Genomic DNA, 24,610 nt, shown 5'->3' on the forward strand with positions numbered 1-24,610 from the left:
TCGCTAATCCGGCCGGCTTGGCGGGAATTCGGCGGGTTTCTCGATGGCTTCGCGATAGGCATGCACCCGGCCCGGGATCGTACCGAGAACCGCGATGGTGCGACCGCTATGCCCGTACGCGGCGACGAACTCCCAGCTGTCGGGATGGCCTTCGACGATCTCGACGGCATCGTAATCCGTTGGCACGCCGAGCATTTGCAGCTTGACGTCGTATTGATCGGACCAGAAGTAGGGCAGTTCGGCGTGGGCCTCGGCGGGTTCGGGGCCCGCCAGCAATGTCCGCGCCGCGGTGGCACCCTGACGGCCTGCGTCCTCCCAGTGCTCGGTGCGCAGGTGCCTTTCGTACAGGGGGTGCCACCAGCGCGCGACGTCACCGGCCGCAACGATCGGGGCGTCCGCGGTGCTGCCCTCGGCAACACCGCCGGCGTCGCAGATCACCCCGTCGTCGACTCGCACTCCGGAGCCGTCCAGCCAGTCGGTGGCCGGGGTGACCCCGAGTCCGACGATGACCAGGTCGGCCGGAACCTGCGAGCCGTCGGTGAGCCGAACACCTTCCACCCGGCCGTTGCCCACGAATCCGTCGACGCCCACGCCCACCCGCAGGTCCACGCCATGCTGACGATGCAAATCGGCCCAGCGTGACGCCAGCTCCTTACCCAAAGCGGAAAGCAATGGGCTGTCGGCTTTTTCGACCAGCACCACGTCCAGACCGATCGACCGACAACTCGCGGCGACCTCGGCGCCGATGAAGCCGCCGCCGACCACCACGACCCCAGGGCGGGAAGCCAACCGCTCGCGAATGGCCAGGCAGTCCTCGACCGTGCGCAGCAACAGCACCCCGTCCGGAACCGGGCCGCCCGGCCACTCGCGCGGGACCGCCCCGGTGGCCACCACCAGCCCGTCGAACGGCAGGGGCAGGTCCTGGCCGTCGTCACGCACGTGGACGACGCGCGAGGACAGGTCCAACTTGAGCGCCGACGCGCCGCGGAGCACACGCGCACCGATATCGAATTGCGGCGCCAGGTCGACGCCGGCCCGGTGCACCTCGCCGGTGAGCAATTTCTTCGACAGCGGTGGGCGATGGTAGGGGGCTTGCCGTTCGGCACCGACGATGGTCAGGGCGCCGTCATAGCCCTCTTGCCGCAGCGTTTCGGCCGCGCGCATGCCCGCCACACCGGCACCGACAACGACAACGTTTTCCAGTTGGCGAGTCGGCATCGCTCAGCCCTTCACCGTGATCGCCCGGGTGGGACAGGACACCTCGGCGCCGACCAACTGCTGGCGCAGCTCCTCGGGCGGCTCTTCCTGCAGCACATGGAGACCGTCCTCCCGCACGTCGAACACCTCGTGGCAGATGCTCATGCACACGCCGTTGCCGTCGCAGGTGTCGAGATCCACCGAAACCTTCATCGCGCCACCGCCTTTCGTGTTCGGTCGCCCGAAGCCTCGACCCCTTGCGTTTGAGCGGGTGACTTCCCTTGGGAGCGGGCCCGCTCCCGGGCGGCCTTCGCCACCGGGGAGTAGTTCAGGTAGTCGACAGCCATCTGCGTTGACCCCTCGTCGTTCGGATGATGGCTGGGCCGCATGTACCTGACGGGCGTCGTCACGAGCAGCTTCCACGGGCCCGGTATCCGGTACTCGCGGGCGGCCGACAGCCAGTCCCGAAAACGCCACTTTTGATCGATGGTCGGGTCTTGGGCCATCAGGTATTTGGCGCCGGCGACCCACCAGCCGATGAACAGGGGCGAGACGAACAACATCGAGAACGCCCGGATGAAGTAGTTCCCAGACACGTGCTGGTAGACGTCGTACACCAGTGAGCGGTGCTCGACCTCCTCGGCGCCGTGCCAGCGCAGCAGGTCGAGCATCATGGGGTCGGCCTTCGCGTAGTCCAGACCTCGGTTCGTCAGCACCCACTGGCCCAACATCGCGGTGTAATGTTCCAGCGCGGCCACATCGGCCAGCCGCCGGTACAGCCACCACCGCTTCATGGCCGGCGGAAACCACTTGGGCGAGTCGCCCAGCGTCATCGACAACAGCCTCCCGAGCCGGTCTGTGTATGGCTTGGTTTCGATGCCCTGCTCGGCGAGGTGGTCGAGCACCACTTGGTGCGCCCAGGCGTGCCAGGACTCCTGCTGGATGAACGGCTTGATCGCCGCTTCCAACTCCGGGTCGTCGACCAGCGACGACGCCTCGAGGACGGCCTTGATGAAGTGGCGTTCGCCCTCGGGCAGCAGCAGGTGCAGGACGTTGATCATGTGCGTCGAGAACGGATCGTCCGGGACCCAGTGCAACGGCGTCTCGGACCAATCGAACCGGACCATCCGCCGGTACATCGGATGTCCGTCGTGGTGAAGTTGGACCTCGGGCATCGGAAACTCCCTCCCGAATTGGCTGCGAACGATCGTTCACTCGGCCGCGTACCCGCACCTGTCGACGGTTATGCGTACCGGCGGTCCGAGGTTCCTGAGAGTTCGCTGCCGCTCGTCGTCGGCGCTTTCGGCATTGACTCGACACGGTCAACCGGAGAAACCGATTTGATCTCGACTGCTACGCGCCACTTCTGTCGACAAAAGTCACAAACTTAACATCACGCGATGCAGGATTCGTCGGTGAAAGTGCGGCGGTCGCGCCCAATTTCTCGGCGTGACTTGATGCGCTACACCATTCCGCTGGCCGCGCTACCAGGGTTGTATGCCGCATCGACGAGTGTCGCCTGCGCCGTCCCTGCGCCGGCACCTGCCACTCCCAGATTGATCGACTTCGCCATGCGCCAAATTCCGGCGGACCAGATTCGAGCCGCCGGTTACTCCGGGGTGATCAACTACGTCTCGTTATCGCGGCCCGGCTCGTCGATGGGCGCCAAGCCGATCACGCGGCCGTACGCCGAGCAGCTGACCGCAGCCGGGCTGATGATCGTCAGCAATTTCCAATACGGCAAGCCGGGCGGGACCGCACCATCGGACTTCAGGCGCGGGTTCGAGGGCGGCGTCGCCGATGCGCGCACCGCCTGGGGGCTGCACACCGCGGCGGGCGGCGGCCAGAGCGCCCCGATCTTCTTCAGCGTCGACGAGGACATCAACCACGACACCTGGAACAATTTGGCGCTCAAGTGGTTTCGCGGGATCAATTCGGTGCTGGGAGTGCAGCGCACCGGCGTCTACGGCGGTTTCGACGTGTGCCAGTGGGCCGCCGCCGACGCCGTGATCGGAAATTCGCGCACCCCTGGCCGTCGGTGGGCCTGGCAAACCAAGGCCTGGTCCGGCGGCAAGGTCGACCCCGCCGCGGTCCTCTACCAACGCGTGGTGAGCACGCCGTCGAATCCGGGCCCGGTGGTCGGGGGGCTCCAAGTCGACGTCAACGACGTCCTCGCCGCGGATTGCGGCCAGTGGAACCTGCATCGGTGACTTGCGTCGAATTCGCAGTGTTAAGGGGACTCGGACCTGACCCTAGCCACTTTCGGATGCTGTCGCGCACTTCGGCAGGATGAACAGAATGACCGGTGACGAGAGTGTGGGTGCGGCAGATTTCCGTCGCGCGTTGGCACTCATTCAGCACGGTGAGCGCGGCGACGAAGCCGGCATGCGCGTCATCATCGACGACGAAGTAATCCCGGCCGACCGACTGCCACAGTTGATCCGCGCCACCATCTCGATCCTGTGGCAACTGGTGGGTCAGCTTTGCGAACCGGATGAAGTCGCGGAGATCGGCGCAATGTTCACCGTAGCGTCGAACGACGGGGAGATCGGCCTCGACCGCGACAACCGGCTCGTGGCCCGGATGGCCATGGCGCAACATTCGGGCGATCCCAGCGCGGAGTATGAGGTGCTGCGCGAAGCAGACACGGCGCCTGATGGTCTGTTGCGCCTTGCGCTGACCGCCGCCGGTGTCGTCTCCGCAATGCTGCCGGTGTTACGCACCGCCGAGGGCCGGCAGTTGATCAACAACTTGGCGATGCAAGCCCTGCGCGAGGAGAACGACGCTTAGGGCCCGACCGCTGACCGGACTCTGCCGGTGCGCACCTAAAGCCGCGAAATATTTGGTGGAGCTAAGGGGACTCGAACCCCTGACCCCCACACTGCCAGTGTGGTGCGCTACCAGCTGCGCCATAGCCCCAAGTCGTGCCAATCGAAGCTACACCACTGGCAACCGTGGTTCAAAGCTGCTGATCAGGCCGCCTCGTCGTCGTCCGCCTCGGCCGGCACGGCCTCGGGATGGATGACGGTCCGCGTCTCCGGCGCCAGCACCCAACCGAGCGCGGCGATCACCAAGACGATCCCGCTGATGCCGAAGCCCCAGCCGAAACCCAGCTTCTCGGCGGCCCAGCCGACCGTCACGGAGCCGACGATGGCACCCAGGTCGGACACCATCTGCACCGCCGCCACCGGCATGCCCGCGCGCGCCTCGCTGCCCAGCAGGTCGGCCACCGCGGCCTGCATCGGCGACATGAAGATGCCGGTCGTCGCGCCCGACACCGCCGCCGCGACCATGAACGCCGGCAAAGACGACACCACACCGAGCGCGGCGGTCGCCACACCGGACGCCGCCAGTCCGACGATCAACAACGTGCGCCGTCCCATCCGGTCGGACAGATAGCCGCTGGGGACGACGGCCACGGCGTTACCCGCCGCGAACGCCGACAGCGCCGCCCCGATGACGCCGACGCTTTCGCCCATGACGTCGGACAAGAACAGCGGGACCAGCGCGACGCGCAGACCGAACGCGGACCAGCCCGTCGCGAAATTCGCCAGCAGCGCCGACCAGTACGCGCGGTAACGCAGCGCCTGCCGCATCGTCACCGTGGAGCGTGTCGGGGGCGGCGGCGCGGCCAGGGCCGAATGCCGCAGGCCGAAGAACAGTGCCACGACCACCCCCAGCATCACGACGCCGTACACGATGAACGGAGCGGTCAACCCCCAGCCGGCCGTCAGGCCGCCGATTACCGGGCCGCCGACCGCGCCCACCATGAACGACGTGGTGAACAGCCCCGCGATCCGCCCGCGCGCGTCGGGCGGGCTGATATGGATCATCAGGCCCAGGGCCGAGACGAAAAACATCGTCGAGCCGACGCCGCTGATCGCGCGAAAAGTCAATAACTGCCAATAGGTGTGCGAATACGCGCACGCGATCGTCGACAACGCCACGATCAGCAAACCGCCGATGTAGATCCGCCGTTCACCGAGCCGCTGCACCAGCGCCCCGCTGACCGGGGCGAAACACAGGCGGCTCAACGAAAAGACGGTGACCAAGAAAGTCACCGCCTTGATGCTGACCCCGAAGGTATGCGCGAATGCGGGTAGCGCCGGCGAGACGACCCCGTAGCCCAGCGCGACCATGATGTTCGCCCAGCTGAGGATCCACGCTTCGCGCGGCAAGCGCGCCGGACGGGATCCGCATTCCCCCGTGCGGGCGAGGCGAAGGGAAATGGTCACCCGATGACTTTATTAACCACCTCGCGCGCGGCTTCCTGCACCCGGGCCAAATGGTTCGGGCCGTTGAAGGATTCGGCGTAAATCTTGTACACGTCCTCGGTGCCCGACGGCCGCGCGGCAAACCATGCGTTGGCGGTCGTCACCTTCAGCCCGCCCAGGGCGGCGCCATTGCCGGGCGCCGCGGTGAGTTTCGCGGTGATCGGCTCACCGGCCACCTCGGTGGCGGTCACCTGATCCGGGGAGAGTTTGGCCAGGCGGGCCTTTTGCTCACGGTCGGCGGGCGCGTCGACCCGCGCATAGAAAGGGGTGCCGTATTCGGCGGTCAGCTCCCGGTAGCGCTCCGACGGGGTCGATCCGGTGACGGCCAAGATCTCGGAGGCCAGCAGCGCCAGGATGATGCCGTCCTTATCGGTCGTCCACACCGAGCCGTCGCGCCGCAGGAACGACGCCCCCGCGGACTCCTCGCCCCCGAAGCCGATGGTCCCGCCGATCAGGCCGTCGACGAACCACTTGAACCCGACGGGCACCTCGACGAGCTTGCGGCCGATCCCGGCGACCACCCGGTCGATGATCGACGAACTGACGGCCGTCTTGCCGACGGCGATGCCCTCCGGCCACGACGGCCGGTGCGTGTAGAGATAGTCGATGGCCACCGCGAGGTAGTGGTTGGGGTTGAGCAGCCCCTCGTCGGGCGTGACGATGCCGTGCCGGTCGGAGTCGGCGTCGTTGCCGGTGGCGATCTGATAGAGCTCCCGATTGGCGATCAGCGAGGCCATCGCGTCGGGCGAGCTGCAGTCCATCCGGATCTTGCCGTCGTGGTCGAGCGTCATGAACCGCCAGGTCGCGTCGACAAGTGGGTTGACCACGGTCAGGTCGAGGCCGTGCCGCTGGGCGATCTCACCCCAGTAGTCGACGCTCGCGCCGCCCAGCGGGTCGGCGCCGATGCGCACCCCGGCCGCGCGGATCGCGTCGACGTCGACCACGTTCGGCAGGTCGTCGACATAGGTGCCCAGGTAGTCGTAGCGCTCGACGCTGCCGAGCGCGCGGGCCAGCGGCACCCGCTTCACCTCCGCTCCCCTGGCGCGCAGAATCTCGTTGGCGCGCTTGGCGATTGCGTTGGTCGCGTCGGTGTCCGCGGGACCGCCGTTGGGCGGGTTGTACTTGAAGCCGCCGTCGGGCGGCGGGTTGTGCGACGGCGTGACGACGATCCCGTCGGCCAGGCCTTCGGTGCGTCCCCGGTTGTAGCGCAGGATGGCGTGACTGACCGCCGGTGTGGGCGTGTAGCGGTCGCGCGAGTCGATCATCGTCACCACATCGTTGGCGGCCAGCACCTCCAGCGCCGACACCCATGCCGGTTCGGAGAGCCCGTGCGTGTCACGGCCGATGAACAACGGCCCGGTTGTGCCGTGCGCCGCGCGGTATTCGACGATCGCCTGGGTGATGGCCAGGATGTGGGCCTCGTTGAAGGCTCCGCCCAGCGCCGACCCGCGATGGCCCGACGTGCCGAACACCACCTGCTGAGCGACGTCGTCGGGATCGGGCGCCACCGTGTAGTAGGCCGTCACCAGGTGAGGCAGATCGACAAGGTCTTCGGGCTGAGCCGGCTGACCGGCACGGGGGTGGGCCATGGTTATCAATTCTGCCCGCGCCCCACTCGAGCGGCTTGTCAGGTACTTTTCTGACGTCCCCGGTTCACCGACCCGTAAGTCCTTGCAAAGCCGGAAGGGATCGCGCGTGGCACACGACTATCGCGAGTTGGCCGCGGTGTTCGCCGGTGGGGCGCTGGGCTCCCTGGCCCGCGCCGGCTTGGGCACACTCGCCGCGGGCGACCCGGCGAGCTGGCCCTGGCCGACGTTCACAGTGAACATCGTCGGCGCCTTCCTGTTGGGCTACTTCACCACCCGGCTGCTGGAGCGGTTGCCGCTGTCGAGTTACCGGCGCCCGCTGCTCGGGACCGGATTGTGCGGCGGGCTCACCACGTTCTCCACGATGCAGGTCGAGACGGTGCGCATGCTCGAACACGGCCATTGGGCCCTGGCCGCGGGGTACACCATCGCCAGCATCGTGTTGGGACTGCTGGCGGTGCACGTGGCCACCAAACTGGTGCGCCGCGTACGGATCCGCGGATGACGGCCACGGTCACGACCGTCACGGTGTGGGCCGGCGTCGTGGTGATCGGCGGCATCGGGTCGGTGCTGCGCTTCGTGGTCGACCGCGCGGTGGCCCGCAGGGCGGCGCAGTCCTTTCCGCTCGGCACGTTGGTGGTCAACATCAGCGGCGCCGCGCTGCTGGGCTTCCTTGGGGGCCTCGTGCTGAGCAAGGAGGCGGCCCTGCTGGCGGGCACCGCGTTCGTGGGCGCCTACACCACGTTCTCCACCTGGATGCTGGAAACGCAGCGCCTTGGCGAAGAACGCCAGGTGCGCGTGGCGATGGCCAACATCGTCGTCAGCGTCGTGCTCGGCGAAGCGGCCGCCTTCCTCGCGCAGCGGCTCGCCGAGCTCGTCTGAGTCAGGCGCGCGGCCCATCCTCCGGCGTGCGCGGCAGCATGTACAGCGCCATCCGCCGGTTCGCCATGTCGTGCTCGCCGAGGAACAGGCAGCCGCCCCGCTCGCAGAACGTGCGCGCCAGGACGTTGCGGTGGTCGGGATCGAACATGATGCGCCGGCATGCCGGATCCAGGCCCAAGATGCTGCCCACCAGATGCGGCAGCAGGAAACTGACGTGTCCGCGCTTGATGTACTCCAGATCGGCGACCGCGACGTGCAGACCCAGGTCGTGGGGATCATACTCATACCGGTTGGCGATGGAATCCTTTGCCGCCCTGTACAATTCGATGTATGCCCGCGGAATCGCGTCGAGTGTGGCGATGAACGGCCGGGAAAATCCGCCATCGAGTTGCGCACGTAGGTAGCGGTGCCAGCGCGCCACCGGCCACGCGGACTCCCACGCTTGCACCAGGTGCGGCCGGTTCATCCACTCAGCGATCATCTCGGCGTCGGTGTCCGGGTCGACGAGTCGCAGCCCGTAGGGCTCGGGCAACGTCGGTATGGGCGGCGGCGGGACCGCACGAACCTCGTCGGTGATGTCGGTCAACTCCCGCGGCAGCACCGGATCGGTCTGGCTCACGCCGGTATCACCGCCATCCACCGCTCGGCCAGCGCCGAGACCCAATCGGCCGCCGCCGCGGGGGCCTCGGGCGGCGACTCGACGAGAACCAATTCGTCCACGCCCAATTCGGTGAGCGCGCCAACGTCACCCACCTTCGGATCGCACAGCGCCACCGAGAGCCGCAGTTGCGCACGGTCACGCCCCGCCTCGGCGCACAACCGGTCCAGTGTGGCCATCCGATCGCGCACGGCGCCAACGCCGTCGAGGTTGAACCCGTACCAGCCGTCCGCCCAGTCAGCCACCCGCCTCATCGCCGAATCGCTGTTGCCGCCAACCACTATCGGGATACGACGATCGCACACCGGCTTCGGGTTGACCCGGATCGAGTCGAACCCAACGAAGTCACCGTGGAACGAAGCGATGTCGTCTCGCCACAGCGCGCGCATCGCGGCGACGTATTCGGCGGTGCGCGCCCCCCGCCGGGCGAAGGGCACCGACAGTGCGGCGAATTCCTCCCGGGACCACCCGATGCCGACCCCCAGCGCCAGGCGCCCACCGCTGAGCCGATCCAGGCTGGCCGCCTGCTTGGCCACCACCACGGGGTTGTGTTCGGGGAGCAGCAGCACGCCCGTCGCCAGCCGGATCCGCGACGAAGCGGCCGCGGCGAAGCTCAGCGCGATCATCGGATCGAGCCAATCCGCTTGTGCGGGAACGGCGATCACGCCGTCATCGGAGTAGGGATAGCGAGAGGCGGGCCGGTCGACCATCACCACGTGTTCGCCCACCCACAACGTGGCGAAGCCGCAGTCGTCCGCGGTTGACGCCACGGCGTCGATCACCGCGCGGTCGGCGCCCGCACCGATTCCCAGGGCATGCAATCCCAGCCGCATCGGCCGATCGTCTCACGCCCTCAACGGCTTTTCAGCAGCTCCGCGAGAACGGCCGCCGCCCTTGCCGGTCACCTCGCCAGCGTAGCGACGGCGCGGTCAGACCTGGCCGGTGAGGCGCTCGACGTCGATGACCTCACCCCGGTTGATGCTGACCCAGTCACGCCCATCCAGGTATGGGCGCAGCGCGCGGCCGATCAGTTCCGCGTCTGCCGGCGATTTGGGCCGCTGCAGCTCGTACACGTGCGGCAACTCGGCCATGCCGGCGACGACGTTCCACAGCCTCAGAGCCTGCGGCCCGGTCGGCGGGTCCACCAGCACCGGCCCAAACAGGCACTGCCCCAACAGGAAAAGCGTGGGTACTCCGTAGCCGCCGGCGTCGATGACCCGCTGATGCTCGCGCAGTATCTCGTCGTGGGTCGTCGGGTCGTCAAGCGCCGCATCGAGAACCGACTCCTCGACCCCGATGTCGCTCAGCAAGCGCCGCGCGACGGCCGGATCGTGCGGTTTGCCGCCCAGCGTGTGCAGTTCGTGCCCGACGGCGGCGTACCAGCGGTCCAGCAGCGACATGTCGGTGCGGCGCAGCAGTGCCCCGATCCGCATCAGCGACCAGCCATAGGACCACTCCCGCTCCCACGGATGCTTCTGGCCCTCCGACCGGTTGACCTCCTCGAGGCTGAAAAAGCGCCAGTCGACGGTGATGCCCAGCTGCTCGCGAACGTCGCGGATCCACAACGAGGTCTGGTAGGCGAACGGGCACATCGGGTCGAAATGGAAATCCACGGCAACGCTCATCTGTCGACCCGTCTCGCGAACTCAGTAGTGATAGGTGTCCGACGGCGCGGGCGAATGATCCCGTTCTTCGTCGTCGAAGTCCGACGATTCTATGCCGTAGGCGCGCGCCAGTTCGAGTATCTTGGTGGCCCTGGCGATGCGCGGCAGGTCGGAGCCGTTGCGAATCTCCCCGCCGTCGCGTTCGAACTCCGCGAAAAACTCTTTGGCCCAGGATATTTCGTCTTGCGACGGCGACAGTCCCTCGTTCACCACGGCGCATTGATCCGGGGTCAGGCAGATCTTGCCCGTCATCCCGAACTCCACGGACACCGCCGTGGCCTCGATCAGCTTCAGCGCGTTGGAACCGATCGTGGGCCCGTCGATGGCGCTGGGCAAGCTGGCCGCCTTCGCGGCGATCGTAAAGCGCGACCGGGCGTAGGCCAGCGTGCTCGGGTCTTCCCCGAAACCGGTGTCGCGGCGGAAATCGCCGATGCCGAAGGCCAGCCGGAAGGTGCCCTTGGCGGCGGCGATTTCGGTGATGCGCTCCAGCCCGCGGGCCGTTTCCACCAGCGCCACGATCGGCACGTTGGGCAGCCGCTGGGCGGTCTCGGTGACGTGGTCCACCGATTCGACCATCGCCAGCATCACCCCGCCGACCGGTGTCGCGGCCAGCGCGGCCAGGTCGTCCGCCCACCACGGCGTGCCGAAGCCGTTGACCCGGACCCAGTCGGTGTTGCCGGCGCTCAGCCAACTCACCACGTTGTCGCGCGCGGCGTGCTTGTCCTTGGGCGCGACGGCGTCCTCGATGTCGAGCACGACGATGTCGGCCCGGGAGTGCGCCGCGGACTGGAAGCGGTCGGCGTGCGCGCCGTTGACCAGCAGCCAGCTACGGGCCAGAACGGGATCGATGCGGTAGCCGATGACGTCGTCGGGCTCCGTCGCGCTGCTGTTGACCTGGTCGTACATCTCGTCTTTTCGTTGTTGGCGATGTCGGGCTGGTGCTCTAACCGTAGCGATATGCCCCAACGACCGGTTGGGCATGTCCCCGAGAAACGGCTCGGCCGCCCGGACGGACCAGAACGGTCGCCCGGGCGGCCTCGCGTATGCCCGCTGTGAGCTAGTTGATGCCGACAACCTCCTGCGCGATCGCGGCGACGCGCGTCTGGGCGGCCGAAACCACCCGCTGGCGATTCTTGTTCGCCTCCTCGTAGGCGATGATCGCGCGCACGTCGCGCGGATTGGCGAGCTCCTTCACCTCGGCGACGGCCTCGCTGACGTTGAGCTCGTCGTAGTTGGCGATGGGCAGCTCGTCGGGGTCCAGGACCCCCACCGCCGTGCCGGCCGCGTGCAGGGCGTCGGCGGCCTGCCGCGCGCCCTCGCCGCGGGTGACCTTCTCGGCCGCCTCGAGGGCGGCGTTCCGGGACGCGGCGAGCGCCTTCGTCGCCACGTCACCGGCGTGGGCGCCGCGGCTCACGAATTCGTTGAAGGTCGGGCGGGCCGAACGAAGCGCGTCCGCGGCCCGGTCCACGCCTCGGAACGACCACTCGACCGGCAGGTTCACCAATTTCACCGCGGTGCCCGCCGCCGCCTGCAATGGTGTGCGACGCAGCGCGGCCGGGCCGCCCAGCGCGTCCTCGGCCAGCACGGTCGTCAGCCAGTCGACGGTCGCCGAGTGGGCGGTGATCAGCCGCGTCGCCAGGCTCTCCACGTCGGGGAGCTCGGCGGCGACGGCCAGGGCTTTGAGGTAGCGGGAGCGGTCCAGGAGCTGGTCCTCGAGCGCGAGGTCACCCAGCAGCGCCTCGTCGAACGGCTGGGCCTGCTCGGTCAGGGCCTTGACCGCCGCGGCCGCACGGCCCAGGAACGGCCCCACGATGTCGGGGACGCCGCCCAAGTCGCGGATCGCCTTCTCGATGGCCTCCGACCGATCGCGGGCGTTCGACGCGTTCTGCGTCAGCTCACGCTGGACGGCCTCGGTGCGGGCCTGCGCGATGCGGGTCTCGGCGACCTGGATCTCGGTGTTGGTCAGCTGGTGGAGCGCGCGCAACTGCGCGAGCACCGTGGTCTTGTCCGATGAAGTCATCGAAATGTGGCCTCCTGCATTGATTATTTGGCTCGGCATGAATGCGCCTTTCTAGCGGCTACCCATTACCCCGCCGGCGGATAACATCGTCGTCCGCCGTGTGATGCAGATCGCTTTCGCGGCGCGGCGCCCCGACGAAGCCGGCCGTACAGCTAACGAAACGCGGCCCGGAAACGGGTTTTACGCGCAGGACCCGGGGTAGACACCTCTTCGCAACGTTGTGGCCTATCGGCCGCGCGTCGCTTCCCGTGGGAACTAGAGCAACCTGGTCCACCCGCCTGGGATTCGAAAAAAACCTTTAGGAGTAGACATGCGTAAGGCCGTTGCAATCGTTTCCACCACTGGGGCGCTGCTGTTCGGCGGGGCGGGCGTAGCTCACGCCACCGCCCCGAGCGCTCCCGCCCCGTCGACCGCAACGACGTTGGCGGACAACGACAACAACACCAACAACAATCAGCACAGCGACAAGAGCGGGCTGTGGGGCCTCGTCGGCCTGCTCGGTTTGGGCGGGCTCGCCGGCCTGAAGCGCCGGCGGGACACCGACGTCGGGACCGGCGTCGGGCCGGCCACCCGCGACCGCACCGTCTAACGCGTTCGCACAGCTCAGATCCCCGTCAGGCGTCCACGCCTGGCGGGGATCTGGCCGCGGAGGCGGCGGCGCGCAGCAGCGCGGCGTCGTTTAGGCGTTTGTGCAGCGGGTATGCCTCGCCAAGCCGCACACAGCCCATCGTGCGCGTCCCTAATCCCCGAGAACACTGGAGGTATCGGCGATGGCCGACATGATTGTCCAATCGCCCGAGGAAGTCGTCGCGTTCCTGAAGGCGCAGCACAACCTGATCGAGGACCTGTTCGACGAGGTGCTGCACGCGACTGACCCCCAGGCGCGGGAAAAGCCGTTCACCACGCTGCGTCAGCTGCTGGCCGTGCACGAGACGGCCGAGGAAATGGTGGTGCATCCGCGCGTGCGCCGCGAGGCCGACGCCGGCGACGCGATCGTCGACGCCCGACTCAAAGAGGAGCACGAGGCCAAGGAGTTGCTGTCGCAGATCGAGAAACTCGACATCACCTCGCAGGAGTTCGTCAACCAGGTGACCAAGCTGCGTGATGCCGTGCTCGAGCACGCCAACCAGGAGGAAAGCGACGAGTTCCCCGTGCTGCAGCGGGAAGTCGACGAGGCTGACCTCAAGCGGATGGGCGCCGCGGTGCGAGCGGCGCAGGCCATCGCGCCAACCCACCCGCACCCCGGCGTGGAGTCGGCGAAGCTGAACTTCGCCCTCGGGCCGTTCGCCTCGATGCTCGACCGGGCCCGGGACCTGATCGGGCAGGCCCTCGGCTCGTAGCCGTTTCCGTAGGCTCGTACAGGTGAGCGTCGCCCCGGATATGACCGTTGCCCTGCAGGACCGGTTCTTCCGTGAATTGCCGGAGATGGCCGTCCGCTGGCAAGCCGAGACCCCGGCCGACCTCCGTCTGGTCGCGTTCAACCAGCGGCTCGCCACCGAGCTCGGCCTGGACGCCGACTGGTTGCGCGGCCCCGACGGGCTGCGCTTCCTGGTGGGCGCGTTGGTCCCCAGCTCGGCCGCGCCGGTGGCTCAGGCCTACGCCGGGCATCAGTTCGGCGGCTTCGTGCCACGGCTGGGCGACGGCCGGGCGCTGCTGCTCGGCGAACTCGTCGACCGCGACGGACGCCTGCGCGACATCCACCTGAAGGGCTCCGGGCCGACACCCTTCGCCCGCGGCGGCGACGGCCTGGCCGCGGTGGGGCCCATGCTGCGCGAGTACATCATCAGCGAGGCGATGCACGCGCTCGGGGTGCCCACCACGCGATCGTTGGCCGTCGTGGGCACCGGCCGCCCGGTGCTGCGCGAGGCGGAACTTCCGGGGGCCGTCTTGGCCCGCGTGGCCAGCAGCCACCTGCGGGTGGGCAGCTTCCAGTTCGCCGCGTCGACCGGCGACGTCGACCTGCTGCGGCGCCTCGCCGACCATGCGATCGCCCGCCATCATCCCGGCGCCGCGGACGCCGAACGCCCCTACCTGGCGCTCTTCGAGGGGGTGGTCGCCGTCCAGGCGTCGCTCATCGCGCGTTGGATGCTGGTCGGATTCGTCCACGGGGTGATGAACACCGACAACATGACGATCTCGGGCGAAACGATCGACTACGGGCCGTGCGCGTTCATGGAGGCCTACGACCCCGAGACCGTCTTCAGTTCCATCGACTTCTGGGGCCGCTACGCGTACGGCAACCAGCCCCTGGTCGCCGGCTGGAACCTCGCCCGCTTCGCCGAGACGCTGCTTCCGCTGTTCTCCGACGATATCGAGGAGGGGGTCGCGCTGGCGGAGCAATCGTTCGGGGTCTTCCAGCGCGAGTACGACGCCGTGTGGTCGTCGGGGATGCGCGCCAAACTCGGCGTGTCCGACGTCGACGCCCGAGACTTCGCGGCGCTGGTCGACGACTTGCTGGCCTTGCTCAAGGGCAGCCACGTCGACTACACGTCCTTTTTCCGTCGGCTCGGCCGAGCCGCGCGCGGCGACACCGAGCCGGCGCGCGGGGAGTTTGTGGACCTCGCCGGGTTCGACGCGTGGCTGTCGCGCTGGCAGGCCCTGCGCCCGAACGCGGACGTCATGGACCGGGCCAACCCGGTCTACATCCCGCGCAACCACCTGGTCGAGGAGGCGCTGACCGCCGCGACGGCGGGCGACCTCGCCCCCTTCGAGCGGCTGCTGGCCGCGGTGACCGCACCCTACGACGAACGGCCGGGGCTGGAACGCTACGCCGGCCCGGCGCCCGAGGACTTCGGGAAGTACCAAACGTTTTGCGGCACTTAGCCTTACGCTAGCTTCGCAAACTCAGCCTGCAGCTCGTCGAGCCGGCGAAGGGTTTCCTCGCGCGGCTCGGTGGGCAGTTCCACCAGCAGGTGCTCCACTCCCAGGGCGAGGTAGCCTTCGAGCTCGTTGGCCGTCGACGCGCCGGCGTGCAAGCTGATCACCGGCACATCGCTGCCGGCGGCGTCGCGCAGCCGCTCCAGTTGAGGCGCCACCACCTTCGCCGAGGGGGTCATCGACAGCCAGCCCGCATGAAGCCTGGCGATGCGATTGAAGCCGGCCGGGCCGCAGCCGAGATACAGCGGCGGATAGGGCTTCTGCACGGGCTTGGGCCAGCTGTACATCGGGTCGAAGTTGACGGAGTCCCCATGGAACTCGGCCTCCTCCTGCGTCCAGATCCCGATGATCGCGTCCAGTCGTTCGTCGACCACTCGCCCCCGAATCGAGGGGTCCACACCGTGATCGGCGATCTCCTCACGCAACCAGCCCACGCCCACGCCGAACCGAAATCGACCCTGCGACACCAGATCCAGTGACGCCACTTCCTTGGCCGTGTGAATGGGATCCCGCTGCGGGACCAGCGCGATGCCGGTGCCCAGGACCAGCCGTTCGGTGACGACGGCGGCGGCCGTCAATGCGACGAACGGATCCAGCGTGCGGTAATACTTCCGCGGAATCGGCCCACCCGCCGGGTAGGGCGTTACCTCGCCCGCCGGGATGTGGGTGTGCTCGGCCAGGAACAGCGACTCGAACCCACGCTCTTCCAGCGCCCGCCCCAGCTCTGCCGGTCCGATGCCCTCGTCGGTGATGAATGTCAGCACGCCCACAGCCATGGCGCCAGTCAACCGCATTCAGCTCGTCGGGGCGAGCGTTCAGGTTGTCGGCGCTTCGCTCTTCCGGGTGCTCCGGCGCGCCGCGCCCCAGAGTCCGACGCCGATGCCGACGACGGCGCCGCCGAGGCCGATGAGTTGTTGCGAGGGCTTCAGCTCGTCGTGGACGCTGAGACCGCCCAGCAGGTCGGCGGCGTCGGCGCCGCCGGAGGCCAGGAACCAGCCGCGAGTGTTCTTGCCGCGCAGCGCCGCGGTCGCGAGCAGCCCGCCGATCAGCGCGTCGCGATAACCCATGGACCGCAACAACAATCGCGCCGTCGGCGTCGGCTCTCCCGGGTCGCCCCAGAACCGGTTGGCGCTCAACGGCTCGACGAGGAACCAGACGCCGGAGGTGAATCGGATGCTGCCCGCCAGAAGCGCGGCTCGGTCGATGGCCATGCCCGGCAGCCTAGGAGCAAACCGCGCTCTTGCCTATGGGGCGGGGCACGCCTGGGCGATTTGTATCGAGGCCGGCCATAGTGCCGTGGTCAGGCCGAAGGCGACGACCTCGGCTCCCGTGGGCGACACCGCCTCCACCCGGGCCTGAATCTGTCGAGCCTCTTCGGCGTGAAAAAGCGTCCACACGAAGCCGATACATAGGTAGGGAATGGCCAGCCACAGCGCGAGTTCGATCAGTGTGCCGATCCTGACCCGGTAACCCATGGTGCGTCGAAGTAGGTCCATGTCACTCCAGCGCGGGATCCGGCAGCCCGCACAGCCAGCACAGCGTCGCCAGCCCGTCGGGGCTGCCGGGCCAGTGCCTGGCCAGCGCGTCAGGTCCGGCCACCCGGCTGACCCAGCGCAGCACCAGGCCGACGATCACCACGTCGTCGGCGAATCCGATGACCGGGATCGCGTCCGGGATCAGGTCGATGGGCGACACAACGAAGGCGATCAACGCGACCAATGCGATCCGGATCCGGCGCGGCAACTCGGAATCGGCGGCGAGGCGTTTCAACAGCCGGAGCACGTCGGGCAGCAGCCGCACCAGGTCCTGCAACTTGGCCTTGGGTCTCAGCAGCCAGAAGGCGACGGCCAGGAGCACCCAGATCACCGCGAACGCACTCGCGATGCCGATCAGAATCATCCACCAGTCGGGCCACACCATGCCCATCTTGGCGGGCCTGGCTGCCGCGTGCCAACCCCTCTGCGAACGGCGCGAGTTTCTGCCTAACCAGCGCCTAGCGGCGGCAACGGAATCCAGGGGAACATCCCGGTGTTGGTCGGAGGCGGCGGTGCGACCGTGTCCGGCTCCCCGATGTGCTGGGGACAGTAGGCGTTCACCGCGCTGGTGGTGAAGCTGGTCGCGTCCGAGACCGTGAATCCCCCGTTCTCCGACGTCACACTCTGGATGACGGCGGCTTTGGAGTGACCCTGGTCCATAAGTTCGCAGGCCTTCTTGGCGACCTGTACGGCGACGGCGCCGTTCTTGTACGGGACGCCGGCCCGATCGAGTGCCGCCAAAAAGTTCGCGTCGGCGTTACCGGCCGGATCGGCCTGTGCGGGCGAGGCCGCGGCGATCATGGCGGCGAGGCTCGCCAGCACGAGAAGCGTCCGCACCGCTTCATCCTCGTACAGATGGCCGGCGTTGTCCTGCCGAGAAGTCCACGCAGACGTCGGACGCCGCCGGCTGTGGTACACAGGGCTATGCCCGCGCTGAACCGTCAACCTCGTTGAGGGCGCCGGCGTGGGCGACGACCGACTGCTGATCCCCGGACAGACGTGCTGGCGGGTGGCGCGCGCCGATCAGTGGGCTCACATCATCGATGCGGCCGATTACTTCAAGCACGTCAAGGCCGCGATGTTGCGCGCCCGGCACCGGATCACGCTGATCGGTTGGGATTTCGACGCCAGGATGACGTTCGAGCGCCGCACCAAGACGCTGCCCGGCCCGAATCAGCTTGGCGCCTTTCTGTATTGGATGCTGTGGAAGCGACCAACCCTCGACATCTACCTACTGAAGTCCAACCTGCGTCTGCTGCCGGCCTTTGACGGCATCTGGTTCGGGCTGACTCCGGTGGCGCTGGTCAACCAGATCAGCAGCAGGCGAATCCACTTCGCGATCGACGGTGCCCATCCCACCGGCTCGGTCCATCACCAAAAGATCGTGGTGATCGACGATTCGGTGGCGTTCTGCGGCGGCATCGACCTCACCGTCGACCGTTGGGACACCCGCGCGCACGAACATCGCAATTACGCCCGCCGGACGTTGGGCCGCAGCTATGGGCCGCGCCACGACGTCGCCGCAGCGGTCGACGGCGAGGCCGCGCGTGCGCTCAGCGAGCAAGCCGTGGCGCGGTGGCGTACGGCAACCGGGCAATCGTTGACGCCGATCACCGCCAGGCACACCGCATGGCCCGGCAAGCTCGGCCCCACCCTGCGTGGCGTCGACGTCGGAATCGCGCTCACCCTGCCGGAACTCGACCGTCGCCCCGAGACCCGGGACGTCGAGGCGCTCAACCTCGCGGCGATCGCGGCGGCGCGCGACACCATCTACCTGGAGAACCAGTATCTGGCCGCCCGACGCATGGTCGAAGCGCTCGCCGCCCGGCTACGGGAGGACGATGGCCCGGAGATCGTCATCGTCGTTGCCCGCCGGGGCAACAACCCGCTCGAGCGGGGAACGATGGACTCCGCTCGCCATCGGCTCATTCAGGTGCTGTGGGCCGCCGACGTCCACCGGCGGCTGGGCATCTACTGGCCGGTGGCCGACGGCGGGGCACCCATCTACGTCCACTCGAAGGTGATGGCGGTGGACGACCGGTTCCTGCGCATCGGATCGTCGAACCTCAACAACCGATCGATGGGGTTCGACAGCGAGTGCGATCTGGCCATCGAGGCGCAACCGGCGAGTTCTCAAGACGACGGCGTACGGCGCGAAATCACCTCGGTGCGAGATCAATTGGTGGCCGAGCACCTCGGCGTGTCCGACGGAGAGTTCGAACAGGCGATGCGTGAATGCCGGTCGGTCCGCAAGGCGATCGAAGCGCTCCGCGGGGACGGCAAGACGTTGCGACCGTTCACCGAGCGCACCGTGGCCGACGAGGCGGGGCCGCTGGCGGAAAACGACCTGATGGACCCCGACCACGTTCCCCGGTCGCTGACCCGGAGCGTGCAACGGTTCATCACCGGTTTGAGGGGTTGAGTTGCGGCGAACTCGGCTTAATGTGGGACCGGGATGAAGGACGAGTGCCAATGAATGTCGACGACGAGTCCGTGACGACGCTGGAGGACCTCAGGGGTGATCTGGCGCAGCGATACAAGCGGACGCCGACCGGTGGGAGCGCGGTCGACAGCGCGACCGTCGACGCCGACATGGCGGCCCTCGACCGCGACGGTTACGTCATCTGGGAAGGCCTGCTCACCGCCGAGCAGTGCCACGAGATCCATGAGGTCGTTCGCCCGTGGCTCGGGCACGCCGGACGCAACACCTTCGAGGGCAAGCACACCCAGCGGATCTACAGCCTGCTGAGCCGCACACGGGTGTGCGACGGCCTGGTCGACAACCCGCGGGTGCTGGCCGTCCTCGATCGCCTGCTGATGCCGAACTACCTGCTTTCGGCGTTGCAGGCCATCAACATTCAACCGGGCGAGGCCGCGCAGCTGGCCCACCACGACGACGGGTTCTACCCTGTGCCGCGCCCACGAGATCCCTTGGCGGCGGCAACGATCTGGGCCATCGACGACTTCACCGCCGACAACGGCGCCACCGTTCTCTACCCCGGCAGCCACCGTTGGGGCAAGCGCCGGCCCGGCCCTGACGATGCGGCGCTGCCCGTGGTGATGCCGGCCGGCTCGTGTGTGTTCTTCGTGGGCACGCTGTGGCACGGCGGGGGCGCGAACAACACCGACCGCGAACGCCTTGCCGTCACCGCGCAGTACTGCCAACCGTGGCTGCGCCCGATGGAGGCCTTCACGTTGTCGATCTCGCGTGACACTGCGCGATCGGTTTCCGATGACATTCGCCGCATGCTCGGCTACAGCATCCACCCGCCGTTCGTCGGCGCGGTCGACGGCCTGCACCCACTGCGGCTGTTGGACACCGCCGAGGACTCCTAGGCCCTAGGTCCGCTCGCCGCTGACGCCGACCAGCCCGACCGCATCGGGGGTCGGCGACGACCGTTGCGCGTCAACGAGTTCGATCGCCTGGCTGCGGCTCAGGGCGATGGCGGCGGCGACCATCGCCGAGACCGCGACCACGAGGGCGAGCGCCGCAGAGCCGCCCACCGCCAGGTGCTCACCAAGCACCGCGACACCCAGCAGGACCGCCACCACGGGTTCCCCCACCAGCATGATCGGCACCGAGGCCTGCAAGGCGCCGGCGTGAAACGCCGAGTTCTGCACCAGCGTCACGGCGACGGCGAGACCGACGAGCAGGTATGGGGCCGGGACCGTCAGCAGCCCGTGCCAACCGCCGATGCCGAAGCGGTGCGTACAGATCTTCGTCAAGACGGCGATCATGCCGAGCATGATCGCCACCGCGACGCCCAGCAGCATGGCGCGGACGCGGCCCACGGCGCGGCGGGCCGCCGTCACGCAGACGATCAGCAACGGCACCGTCACCAACATCGCCAAAGTCCACGCCGGGACGGGGGGACGGTTATGGCCCTCGCGGGGCTCGCCGACGAGCACGAAGACCGCCAGCGCGCCCGTCAACAGCGTCGCCCAGCCCCACTGGGCCGCGCTGACGCGTTGGTGACAGACTCCGGCGCTCAACGGCAGGGCGAACAGCAGCGAGGAAACCAGCAGCGGCTGGATCAGCAGGAGGGATCCATGGGCCAGGGCGACGGCCTGGAACGCATAGCCGGCGGCGGCGGCGACCGTGCCCGCCCACCACAACGGCCGTCGAGCCAAGGTGGTCACCATCGCCCCGGACATGCCCTCGTCGTCCGGAACTTCCTGCGTGGCGCGCTGCCGTACGACGATCCCCACGGCCGCCCAGAACGCAGACAGCAGCGCCGAGAAGATCGCGACCGCGTGTGATGCCACCCACCCCATGGCGGGGTGGGTACCCGGGACGTCGGCTCGGCTAACTGCGCTGAAAGCGAACTAGGTCATACGTCGTAGTAGAGGGCGAATTCGTACGGGGTTGGCCGGAGGTTGAACGGCGCGATCTCGTAGGTGCGTTTGTAGTTGATCCACGTCGCGATGACGTCGGGCGTAAAGACCCCGCCCTCGGTCAGGTACTCGCTGTCTTCCTCCAGACGGTCGATCACCGCGGACAGCTGCGTGGGCGCCTGGGGGATCTCCGCGGCCTCCTCCGGCGGCAGTTCGTAGAGGTCCTTGTCGACCGGCGGGGGCGGCTCGATCTTGTGCTTGATGCCATCCAACCCCGCCATCAACTGGGCGGCGAAGGAGAGATATGGGTTGCCCGACGAGTCGGGGCAACGGAATTCCAGCCGCTTGGTCTTTGGGTTGTTGCCCGTGATCGGGATGCGCACGCACGCCGACCGATTGCGTTGGCTGTAAACAAGATTGATCGGCGCCTCGAAACCGGGAACCAGACGCTTGTAGGAGTTCACGGTCGGGTTCGTGAAGGCCAGCAACGACGGCGCGTGGTAGAGCAGGCCGCCGATGTAGTGGCGGGCGGTGTCGGACAGGCCGGCGTACCCCGTCGCGTCGTACATCAGCGGCACGCCGTCCTTCCACAGCGACTGGTGGCAGTGCATTCCGGAACCGTTGTCGCCGAACAACGGCTTGGGCATGAAGGTGACGGTCTTGCCGGCCTGCCACGCGGTCTGCTTGACGATGTACTTGTACATCTGGTGGTCGTCGGCCGCGTGCAACAACGTGTTGAACTTGTAGTTGATCTCGGCCTGGCCGCCGCTGCCGACTTCGTGGTGGCCCTTCTCCAGCGAGTAACCGGCGTTGGTGAGGTTGGTGAGGATTTCGTCGCGCAAATCGACGTAGTGATCGGTGGGGGCCACCGGGAAATAACCCCCCTTGGGGCGGACCTTGTAGCCGAGGTTGGGGCTTCCGTCGGCCTCGGCGTCCTCTCCGGTGTTCCACCACCCGGACGACGCGTCCACCTTGTAGAACGATTCGTTGGTGCTCGAGTCGAAGCTGACCGAGTCGAAGATGTAGAACTCGGCCTCCGGACCGAAGTACGCGGTGTCGGCGATGCCGGAACTGATCAGATAGTTCTCGGCCTTGCGTGCGATGTTGCGCGGGTCGCGCGAATACACCTCGAGGGTGAACGGGTCGTGCACGAAGAAGTTCACGTTCAGCGTCTTGCGGGCTCGGAATGGGTCGACGGTCGCGGTCTCCGGATCGGGCAGCAACACCATGTCGGACTCGTGGATCGATTGAAAACCGCGGATTGACGAGCCGTCGAAGGCCAGGCCCTCCTCGAACACGCCTTCGTCGAAGGCGTAGATCGGAATTGTGAAGTGCTGCATGGTGCCTGGCAAGTCACAGAAGCGGACGTCGACGTATTCAATGTTCTCGTCCCGGGCGAGCTTGAAAATATCGTCGGGCGTCTTCTCGGACACGCAAACGCTCCTTAGCTTGATCGTCGGCAGTGGCGTGCGAGCGCTTTCTACGCCCTCACTATTTCGCCCGCGTCACCACCACGAGTCGAACCTGTTGCGTCACAGAAAGACAGCGCTCTGATCGCCGCACCGCGGGGTTCCGGTGGCACTTCCCTGCGCGTTGGCCGATAGTCATATGGACCACGCAGCTGCGCCAGAAGTAGGAGTAGTCATGCCACGCAACGCAACCGGCGACCAGCCGTGGCGATCGACGCCGTAAGAATTGAACGGAGCCCCGCGTGACGGGCGAGCTCTTACAGTTTCACCGCGAGATCATCGTCAGCGGTGACGACGCGCTGTCGAAGACGATCGCCGAAGAGCTGAGGGGCGCGGGCGCGCGCATCATCAAGATCAACACCGCCGCCGATCTCCTCGGCGCGGGGGTGCATCGCGCGCGTGCCGTCGTGTGCGCGGGCCCCAATGATGCGGTCAATCTCGAAATTGCCCTACTGGCTAGGGAATTCAGCCCAAACGTTCGCGTTGTGGCGAGGTTGGCCAACGATGTACTGCGCGAAGCCGTGGTCAACGTCAACGGCCCTGGCGCGATCTTGGACGTCGCCGACCTAGCGGCGCCCTCGATCGTCGAGGCCGTTTTGTCGCGCAACGCACACCAGTTCCACACGGCGGGCATCGAATTCGTCGTCTGGGGATCCGAGGCGCCCCACAACGCGACGCTCCGGGAGATCTACGCCGACCTGGCGCCGGTCGCGGTGGTGCACGGGAGGAATTCACCCGCGCCCGGTGAGGTGGTGCCCTGCCCCGGACGAGATCTGCGGGTATACGCCGGCGACTGGACGTCGATGATCGGCGTGAAGGACGAATTGGAAGCCCGCGGCATCACCGTGCCTCCCCCGACCGCGACGCGCGCTCGTCATTCCCGCGTGCGGCGAGTCATCGACGCGGCACGCGCCATCCGCGACGAGGTGAACCCGATGCTGTTCCCCTCGCTGGCGTTCGCGCTGTTTCTCACCCTTGGGTCGACGGCCGTGGTGCACTTCGCATATCACAACCCCCGGATGTCGTGGATCGACGCCTTGTACTTCGCCTCCGAAACGATCACGACGGTCGGCTACGGCGACTTCAGCTTCGCCCAGCAGTCCACATCCCTGCGGCTGTTCGGCGTCTTGTTGATGTTCGGCGGCGCGAGCGTCACCGCGATCCTCGTCGCATTCCTTGCCGACCTCCTGCTGTCGCGCCGCTTCGTCCAAACGGCCGGACTGCGCCGCGCACGCCACATGCACGACCACGTCGTCGTTGTGGGGCTGGGTTCCATCGGCGTCCGGGTCGTCAGTGATCTGGCGGCGGCCGGATACGACGTCCTGGTCATCGAGCCGGACGAGGGCAACCGCTTCCTGCCGACCGTGGCCGAACTCGATGTGCCGGTGATTTTCGGGGATCCGACGATGCGCCAGACGCTGGAGTCGGCGCGCGTCGATCGCGCCCGCGGGGTCGCGCTGGTGACGCAGGACGACATGGAAAACATCGAGACGGGGATCGTGTTGCTCGAAATGCTGGGGTCCGACACGAGGGTGCCCATCGTCATGCGCGTGCAAGGCCGAGCGCTGGGCACCGCGGTGCATCGGCGGTTCGGTTTCGAGAACGTGCGGTCGATCGTCGACCTGGCGGCGCCGTGGTTCATCGGTGCGGCGATGGGCTTGCAGGTGCTCGGCACATTCTGGGTCGGCCAGCGCTCCTTCATGGTCGGCGGAATGCTGGTAGCGGCGGGCAGCGAGCTCGACGGGCTGCGGATGGTCGATCTGTCCACCCAGACCCGCGTCATCGCTATCACGCGGCCGGAAGGGCCGGTCAGATTGCGCCCGCGCCGAGATGCGCGCTTGAAAGCCGGTGACACCGTCTACCTCATCGGCCCTTACCGGGAACTGATCGCGACCCTCCGCAAGGGCCAGCCGCCGCCGCTGACCACCATCAACGGCGAGCGCTCCGTGGCGTTGGCGGCGGCGCGGTCGACCCGCCGGCCGGATGCGCGTCCACCGCGGTGGGCGCCCGACACGGACGGTTGACGAACCGCTAGATGTACTCAGCCAGGACGTTGGTAGCAGGCGTGTCGGCTTGATGTGAGGAGAACCCCCGGGTGGGGTGTGGCTTGTCT

The 24,610-nt window shown here is 67.6% G+C and carries 27 protein-coding genes and 1 tRNA gene; 10 read left to right on the plus strand and 18 right to left on the minus strand.

The window, feature by feature from the left end; translation table 11 throughout:
- Positions 1 to 3: 3 nt before the first annotated feature.
- From A5730_RS01645 to A5730_RS01655, 3 genes are read right to left on the minus strand one after another with little or no spacing between them, the layout of a single operon-like run.
- Positions 4 to 1,218 carry an NAD(P)/FAD-dependent oxidoreductase gene (locus A5730_RS01645; protein ID WP_067894703.1) on the minus strand — a complete coding sequence of 405 codons (1,215 nt, stop codon included), beginning with the start codon at positions 1,216 to 1,218 and terminating at the stop codon, positions 4 to 6.
- Positions 1,219 to 1,221: 3 nt separating this feature from the next.
- A complete protein-coding gene (locus tag A5730_RS01650) occupies positions 1,222 to 1,410 on the minus strand; it encodes a ferredoxin (protein ID WP_067894706.1) in 189 nt (62 codons plus the stop codon).
- Positions 1,407 to 2,372, minus strand: a complete 966-nt coding sequence (locus A5730_RS01655) for a metal-dependent hydrolase (protein WP_067894709.1) — start codon at positions 2,370 to 2,372, stop codon at positions 1,407 to 1,409. The genes A5730_RS01650 and A5730_RS01655 overlap by 4 nt, the downstream gene beginning before the upstream one ends.
- A 225-nt stretch (positions 2,373 to 2,597) precedes the next feature.
- Here A5730_RS01655 and A5730_RS01660 point away from each other — a divergent pair, with 225 nt between their 5' ends.
- Positions 2,598 to 3,407 carry a DUF1906 domain-containing protein gene (locus tag A5730_RS01660; RefSeq protein WP_067894712.1) on the plus strand — a complete coding sequence of 270 codons (810 nt, stop codon included), beginning with the start codon at positions 2,598 to 2,600 and terminating at the stop codon, positions 3,405 to 3,407.
- Positions 3,408 to 3,495: 88 nt separating this feature from the next.
- The gene (locus A5730_RS01665; protein ID WP_067894715.1) at positions 3,496 to 3,987 is read left to right on the plus strand and encodes a hypothetical protein; all 492 of its coding nucleotides are present in this window, start codon (positions 3,496 to 3,498) and stop codon (positions 3,985 to 3,987) included.
- A 53-nt stretch (positions 3,988 to 4,040) separates the two neighbouring features.
- On the opposite strand, the gene A5730_RS01670 is transcribed toward A5730_RS01665, so the two are convergent.
- The 3 genes from A5730_RS01670 to pgm form a co-directional block, all read right to left on the minus strand.
- Positions 4,041 to 4,116, minus strand: a tRNA-Ala gene (locus A5730_RS01670).
- A 53-nt stretch (positions 4,117 to 4,169) separates the two neighbouring features.
- Complete coding sequence (locus tag A5730_RS01675) at positions 4,170 to 5,336, minus strand: MFS transporter (RefSeq protein ID WP_156745645.1); 1,167 nt, start codon at positions 5,334 to 5,336, stop codon at positions 4,170 to 4,172.
- Between the two features lie 92 nt (positions 5,337 to 5,428).
- Positions 5,429 to 7,060 carry a phosphoglucomutase (alpha-D-glucose-1,6-bisphosphate-dependent) gene (pgm, locus tag A5730_RS01680; RefSeq protein WP_067894718.1) on the minus strand — a complete coding sequence of 544 codons (1,632 nt, stop codon included), beginning with the start codon at positions 7,058 to 7,060 and terminating at the stop codon, positions 5,429 to 5,431.
- A 106-nt stretch (positions 7,061 to 7,166) separates the two neighbouring features.
- On the opposite strand from pgm, the gene crcB (A5730_RS01685) reads away from it, so the two are divergent.
- Entirely contained in the window at positions 7,167 to 7,562 is a 396-nt protein-coding gene (crcB, locus tag A5730_RS01685; protein ID WP_067894721.1) for a fluoride efflux transporter CrcB, read from the plus strand.
- Positions 7,559 to 7,939: a fluoride efflux transporter CrcB gene (gene crcB / locus A5730_RS01690; protein WP_067894724.1), complete on the plus strand. Its 381-nt coding sequence runs from the start codon at positions 7,559 to 7,561 to the stop codon at positions 7,937 to 7,939. The genes crcB (A5730_RS01685) and crcB (A5730_RS01690) overlap by 4 nt, the downstream gene beginning before the upstream one ends.
- Position 7,940: 1 nt before the next feature.
- On the opposite strand, the gene A5730_RS01695 is transcribed toward crcB (A5730_RS01690), so the two are convergent.
- The 5 genes from A5730_RS01695 to A5730_RS01715 all read right to left on the minus strand — a co-directional run bounded on the left by A5730_RS01695 (position 7,941) and on the right by A5730_RS01715 (position 12,281).
- The gene (locus tag A5730_RS01695; RefSeq protein ID WP_067894727.1) at positions 7,941 to 8,558 is read right to left on the minus strand and encodes a GNAT family N-acetyltransferase; all 618 of its coding nucleotides are present in this window, start codon (positions 8,556 to 8,558) and stop codon (positions 7,941 to 7,943) included.
- The gene (locus A5730_RS01700; RefSeq protein WP_067894729.1) at positions 8,555 to 9,430 is read right to left on the minus strand and encodes an LLM class F420-dependent oxidoreductase; all 876 of its coding nucleotides are present in this window, start codon (positions 9,428 to 9,430) and stop codon (positions 8,555 to 8,557) included. Before A5730_RS01700 ends, A5730_RS01695 begins: the two co-directional genes overlap by 4 nt.
- Positions 9,431 to 9,526: 96 nt before the next feature.
- Positions 9,527 to 10,222 carry a DsbA family protein gene (locus A5730_RS01705; RefSeq protein WP_067894732.1) on the minus strand — a complete coding sequence of 232 codons (696 nt, stop codon included), beginning with the start codon at positions 10,220 to 10,222 and terminating at the stop codon, positions 9,527 to 9,529.
- 21 nt (positions 10,223 to 10,243) lie between these two features.
- Positions 10,244 to 11,167 (minus strand): CoA ester lyase, encoded by a 924-nt coding sequence (locus A5730_RS01710; protein WP_055403767.1) that lies wholly within the window; start codon positions 11,165 to 11,167, stop codon positions 10,244 to 10,246.
- 151 nt (positions 11,168 to 11,318) lie between these two features.
- Positions 11,319 to 12,281, minus strand: a complete 963-nt coding sequence (locus A5730_RS01715; RefSeq protein WP_067894734.1) for a hypothetical protein — start codon at positions 12,279 to 12,281, stop codon at positions 11,319 to 11,321.
- 310 nt (positions 12,282 to 12,591) lie between these two features.
- Here A5730_RS01715 and A5730_RS01720 point away from each other — a divergent pair, with 310 nt between their 5' ends.
- The 3 genes from A5730_RS01720 (at position 12,592) to A5730_RS01730 (ending at position 15,104) form a co-directional block, all read left to right on the plus strand.
- Positions 12,592 to 12,870, plus strand: coding sequence for a WGxxGxxG family protein (locus tag A5730_RS01720; RefSeq protein ID WP_067894738.1), 279 nt, complete (start codon positions 12,592 to 12,594; stop codon positions 12,868 to 12,870).
- Positions 12,871 to 13,051: 181 nt separating this feature from the next.
- On the plus strand, positions 13,052 to 13,621 hold the full coding sequence (locus A5730_RS01725) for a hemerythrin domain-containing protein (protein ID WP_067894740.1): 570 nt from the start codon (positions 13,052 to 13,054) through the stop codon (positions 13,619 to 13,621).
- 40 nt (positions 13,622 to 13,661) lie between these two features.
- Positions 13,662 to 15,104 (plus strand): YdiU family protein, encoded by a 1,443-nt coding sequence (locus A5730_RS01730; RefSeq protein ID WP_197506102.1) that lies wholly within the window; start codon positions 13,662 to 13,664, stop codon positions 15,102 to 15,104.
- A gap of 2 nt (positions 15,105 to 15,106) precedes the next feature.
- Here A5730_RS01730 and A5730_RS01735 read toward each other — a convergent pair whose 3' ends face one another.
- The 5 genes from A5730_RS01735 to A5730_RS01755 form a co-directional block, all read right to left on the minus strand.
- The gene (locus A5730_RS01735; protein ID WP_067894747.1) at positions 15,107 to 15,934 is read right to left on the minus strand and encodes an LLM class F420-dependent oxidoreductase; all 828 of its coding nucleotides are present in this window, start codon (positions 15,932 to 15,934) and stop codon (positions 15,107 to 15,109) included.
- A gap of 39 nt (positions 15,935 to 15,973) precedes the next feature.
- Positions 15,974 to 16,369, minus strand: coding sequence for a DUF4267 domain-containing protein (locus A5730_RS01740; protein ID WP_067894750.1), 396 nt, complete (start codon positions 16,367 to 16,369; stop codon positions 15,974 to 15,976).
- Between the two features lie 33 nt (positions 16,370 to 16,402).
- A complete protein-coding gene (locus A5730_RS01745) occupies positions 16,403 to 16,654 on the minus strand; it encodes a hypothetical protein (RefSeq protein ID WP_067894753.1) in 252 nt (83 codons plus the stop codon).
- A gap of 1 nt (position 16,655) precedes the next feature.
- Positions 16,656 to 17,078 carry a YkvA family protein gene (locus A5730_RS01750; RefSeq protein ID WP_369829843.1) on the minus strand — a complete coding sequence of 141 codons (423 nt, stop codon included), beginning with the start codon at positions 17,076 to 17,078 and terminating at the stop codon, positions 16,656 to 16,658.
- Between the two features lie 62 nt (positions 17,079 to 17,140).
- On the minus strand, positions 17,141 to 17,530 hold the full coding sequence (locus A5730_RS01755) for a DUF732 domain-containing protein (protein WP_067894812.1): 390 nt from the start codon (positions 17,528 to 17,530) through the stop codon (positions 17,141 to 17,143).
- 127 nt (positions 17,531 to 17,657) lie between these two features.
- Between A5730_RS01755 and A5730_RS01760 the strand changes: the two genes are divergently transcribed.
- Both A5730_RS01760 and A5730_RS01765 read left to right on the plus strand, forming a co-directional pair.
- Complete coding sequence (locus A5730_RS01760) at positions 17,658 to 19,115, plus strand: phospholipase D-like domain-containing protein (RefSeq protein ID WP_067894759.1); 1,458 nt, start codon at positions 17,658 to 17,660, stop codon at positions 19,113 to 19,115.
- Positions 19,116 to 19,165: 50 nt separating this feature from the next.
- Positions 19,166 to 20,029 (plus strand): phytanoyl-CoA dioxygenase family protein, encoded by an 864-nt coding sequence (locus tag A5730_RS01765; protein ID WP_067894762.1) that lies wholly within the window; start codon positions 19,166 to 19,168, stop codon positions 20,027 to 20,029.
- Positions 20,030 to 20,032: 3 nt separating this feature from the next.
- Here the strand turns inward: A5730_RS01765 and A5730_RS01770 are convergent, their stop codons facing one another.
- Positions 20,033 to 20,968, minus strand: coding sequence for a DMT family transporter (locus A5730_RS01770; RefSeq protein ID WP_067894765.1), 936 nt, complete (start codon positions 20,966 to 20,968; stop codon positions 20,033 to 20,035).
- A gap of 56 nt (positions 20,969 to 21,024) precedes the next feature.
- Positions 21,025 to 22,461 carry a type I glutamate--ammonia ligase gene (gene glnA / locus A5730_RS01775; protein ID WP_067894768.1) on the minus strand — a complete coding sequence of 479 codons (1,437 nt, stop codon included), beginning with the start codon at positions 22,459 to 22,461 and terminating at the stop codon, positions 21,025 to 21,027.
- 278 nt (positions 22,462 to 22,739) lie between these two features.
- Between glnA and A5730_RS01780 the strand changes: the two genes are divergently transcribed.
- On the plus strand, positions 22,740 to 24,521 hold the full coding sequence (locus tag A5730_RS01780; protein WP_082946668.1) for an NAD-binding protein: 1,782 nt from the start codon (positions 22,740 to 22,742) through the stop codon (positions 24,519 to 24,521).
- Positions 24,522 to 24,610: the final 89 nt, after the last annotated feature.

The organism is Mycobacterium sp. ACS4054, assembly GCF_001667275.1.
In the GTDB taxonomy this organism is placed as follows: Bacteria; Actinomycetota; Actinomycetes; order Mycobacteriales; family Mycobacteriaceae; genus Mycobacterium.

Excerpts from the sequence above, each read along its gene's own strand:
- A5730_RS01645 (WP_067894703.1), bottom strand. The coding sequence starts at position 1,218 with ATGCCGACTCGCCAACTGGAAAACGTTGTCGTTGTCGGTGCCGGTGTG.
- A5730_RS01650 (WP_067894706.1), bottom strand. The coding sequence starts at position 1,410 with ATGAAGGTTTCGGTGGATCTCGACACCTGCGACGGCAACGGCGTGTGC.
- A5730_RS01655 (WP_067894709.1), bottom strand. The coding sequence starts at position 2,372 with ATGCCCGAGGTCCAACTTCACCACGACGGACATCCGATGTACCGGCGG.
- A5730_RS01660 (WP_067894712.1), top strand. The coding sequence starts at position 2,598 with ATGCAGGATTCGTCGGTGAAAGTGCGGCGGTCGCGCCCAATTTCTCGG.
- A5730_RS01665 (WP_067894715.1), top strand. The coding sequence starts at position 3,496 with ATGACCGGTGACGAGAGTGTGGGTGCGGCAGATTTCCGTCGCGCGTTG.
- A5730_RS01675 (WP_156745645.1), bottom strand. The coding sequence starts at position 5,336 with ATGGTCGCGCTGGGCTACGGGGTCGTCTCGCCGGCGCTACCCGCATTC.
- pgm (WP_067894718.1), bottom strand. The coding sequence starts at position 7,060 with ATGGCCCACCCCCGTGCCGGTCAGCCGGCTCAGCCCGAAGACCTTGTC.
- crcB (WP_067894724.1), top strand. The coding sequence starts at position 7,559 with ATGACGGCCACGGTCACGACCGTCACGGTGTGGGCCGGCGTCGTGGTG.
- A5730_RS01700 (WP_067894729.1), bottom strand. The coding sequence starts at position 9,430 with ATGCGGCTGGGATTGCATGCCCTGGGAATCGGTGCGGGCGCCGACCGC.
- A5730_RS01705 (WP_067894732.1), bottom strand. The coding sequence starts at position 10,222 with ATGAGCGTTGCCGTGGATTTCCATTTCGACCCGATGTGCCCGTTCGCC.
- A5730_RS01710 (WP_055403767.1), bottom strand. The coding sequence starts at position 11,167 with ATGTACGACCAGGTCAACAGCAGCGCGACGGAGCCCGACGACGTCATC.
- A5730_RS01715 (WP_067894734.1), bottom strand. The coding sequence starts at position 12,281 with ATGACTTCATCGGACAAGACCACGGTGCTCGCGCAGTTGCGCGCGCTC.
- A5730_RS01720 (WP_067894738.1), top strand. The coding sequence starts at position 12,592 with ATGCGTAAGGCCGTTGCAATCGTTTCCACCACTGGGGCGCTGCTGTTC.
- A5730_RS01725 (WP_067894740.1), top strand. The coding sequence starts at position 13,052 with ATGGCCGACATGATTGTCCAATCGCCCGAGGAAGTCGTCGCGTTCCTG.
- A5730_RS01730 (WP_197506102.1), top strand. The coding sequence starts at position 13,662 with ATGACCGTTGCCCTGCAGGACCGGTTCTTCCGTGAATTGCCGGAGATG.
- A5730_RS01735 (WP_067894747.1), bottom strand. The coding sequence starts at position 15,934 with ATGGCTGTGGGCGTGCTGACATTCATCACCGACGAGGGCATCGGACCG.
- A5730_RS01740 (WP_067894750.1), bottom strand. The coding sequence starts at position 16,369 with ATGGCCATCGACCGAGCCGCGCTTCTGGCGGGCAGCATCCGATTCACC.
- A5730_RS01745 (WP_067894753.1), bottom strand. The coding sequence starts at position 16,654 with ATGGACCTACTTCGACGCACCATGGGTTACCGGGTCAGGATCGGCACA.
- A5730_RS01750 (WP_369829843.1), bottom strand. The coding sequence starts at position 17,078 with ATGGTGTGGCCCGACTGGTGGATGATTCTGATCGGCATCGCGAGTGCG.
- A5730_RS01765 (WP_067894762.1), top strand. The coding sequence starts at position 19,166 with ATGAATGTCGACGACGAGTCCGTGACGACGCTGGAGGACCTCAGGGGT.
- A5730_RS01770 (WP_067894765.1), bottom strand. The coding sequence starts at position 20,968 with ATGGGGTGGGTGGCATCACACGCGGTCGCGATCTTCTCGGCGCTGCTG.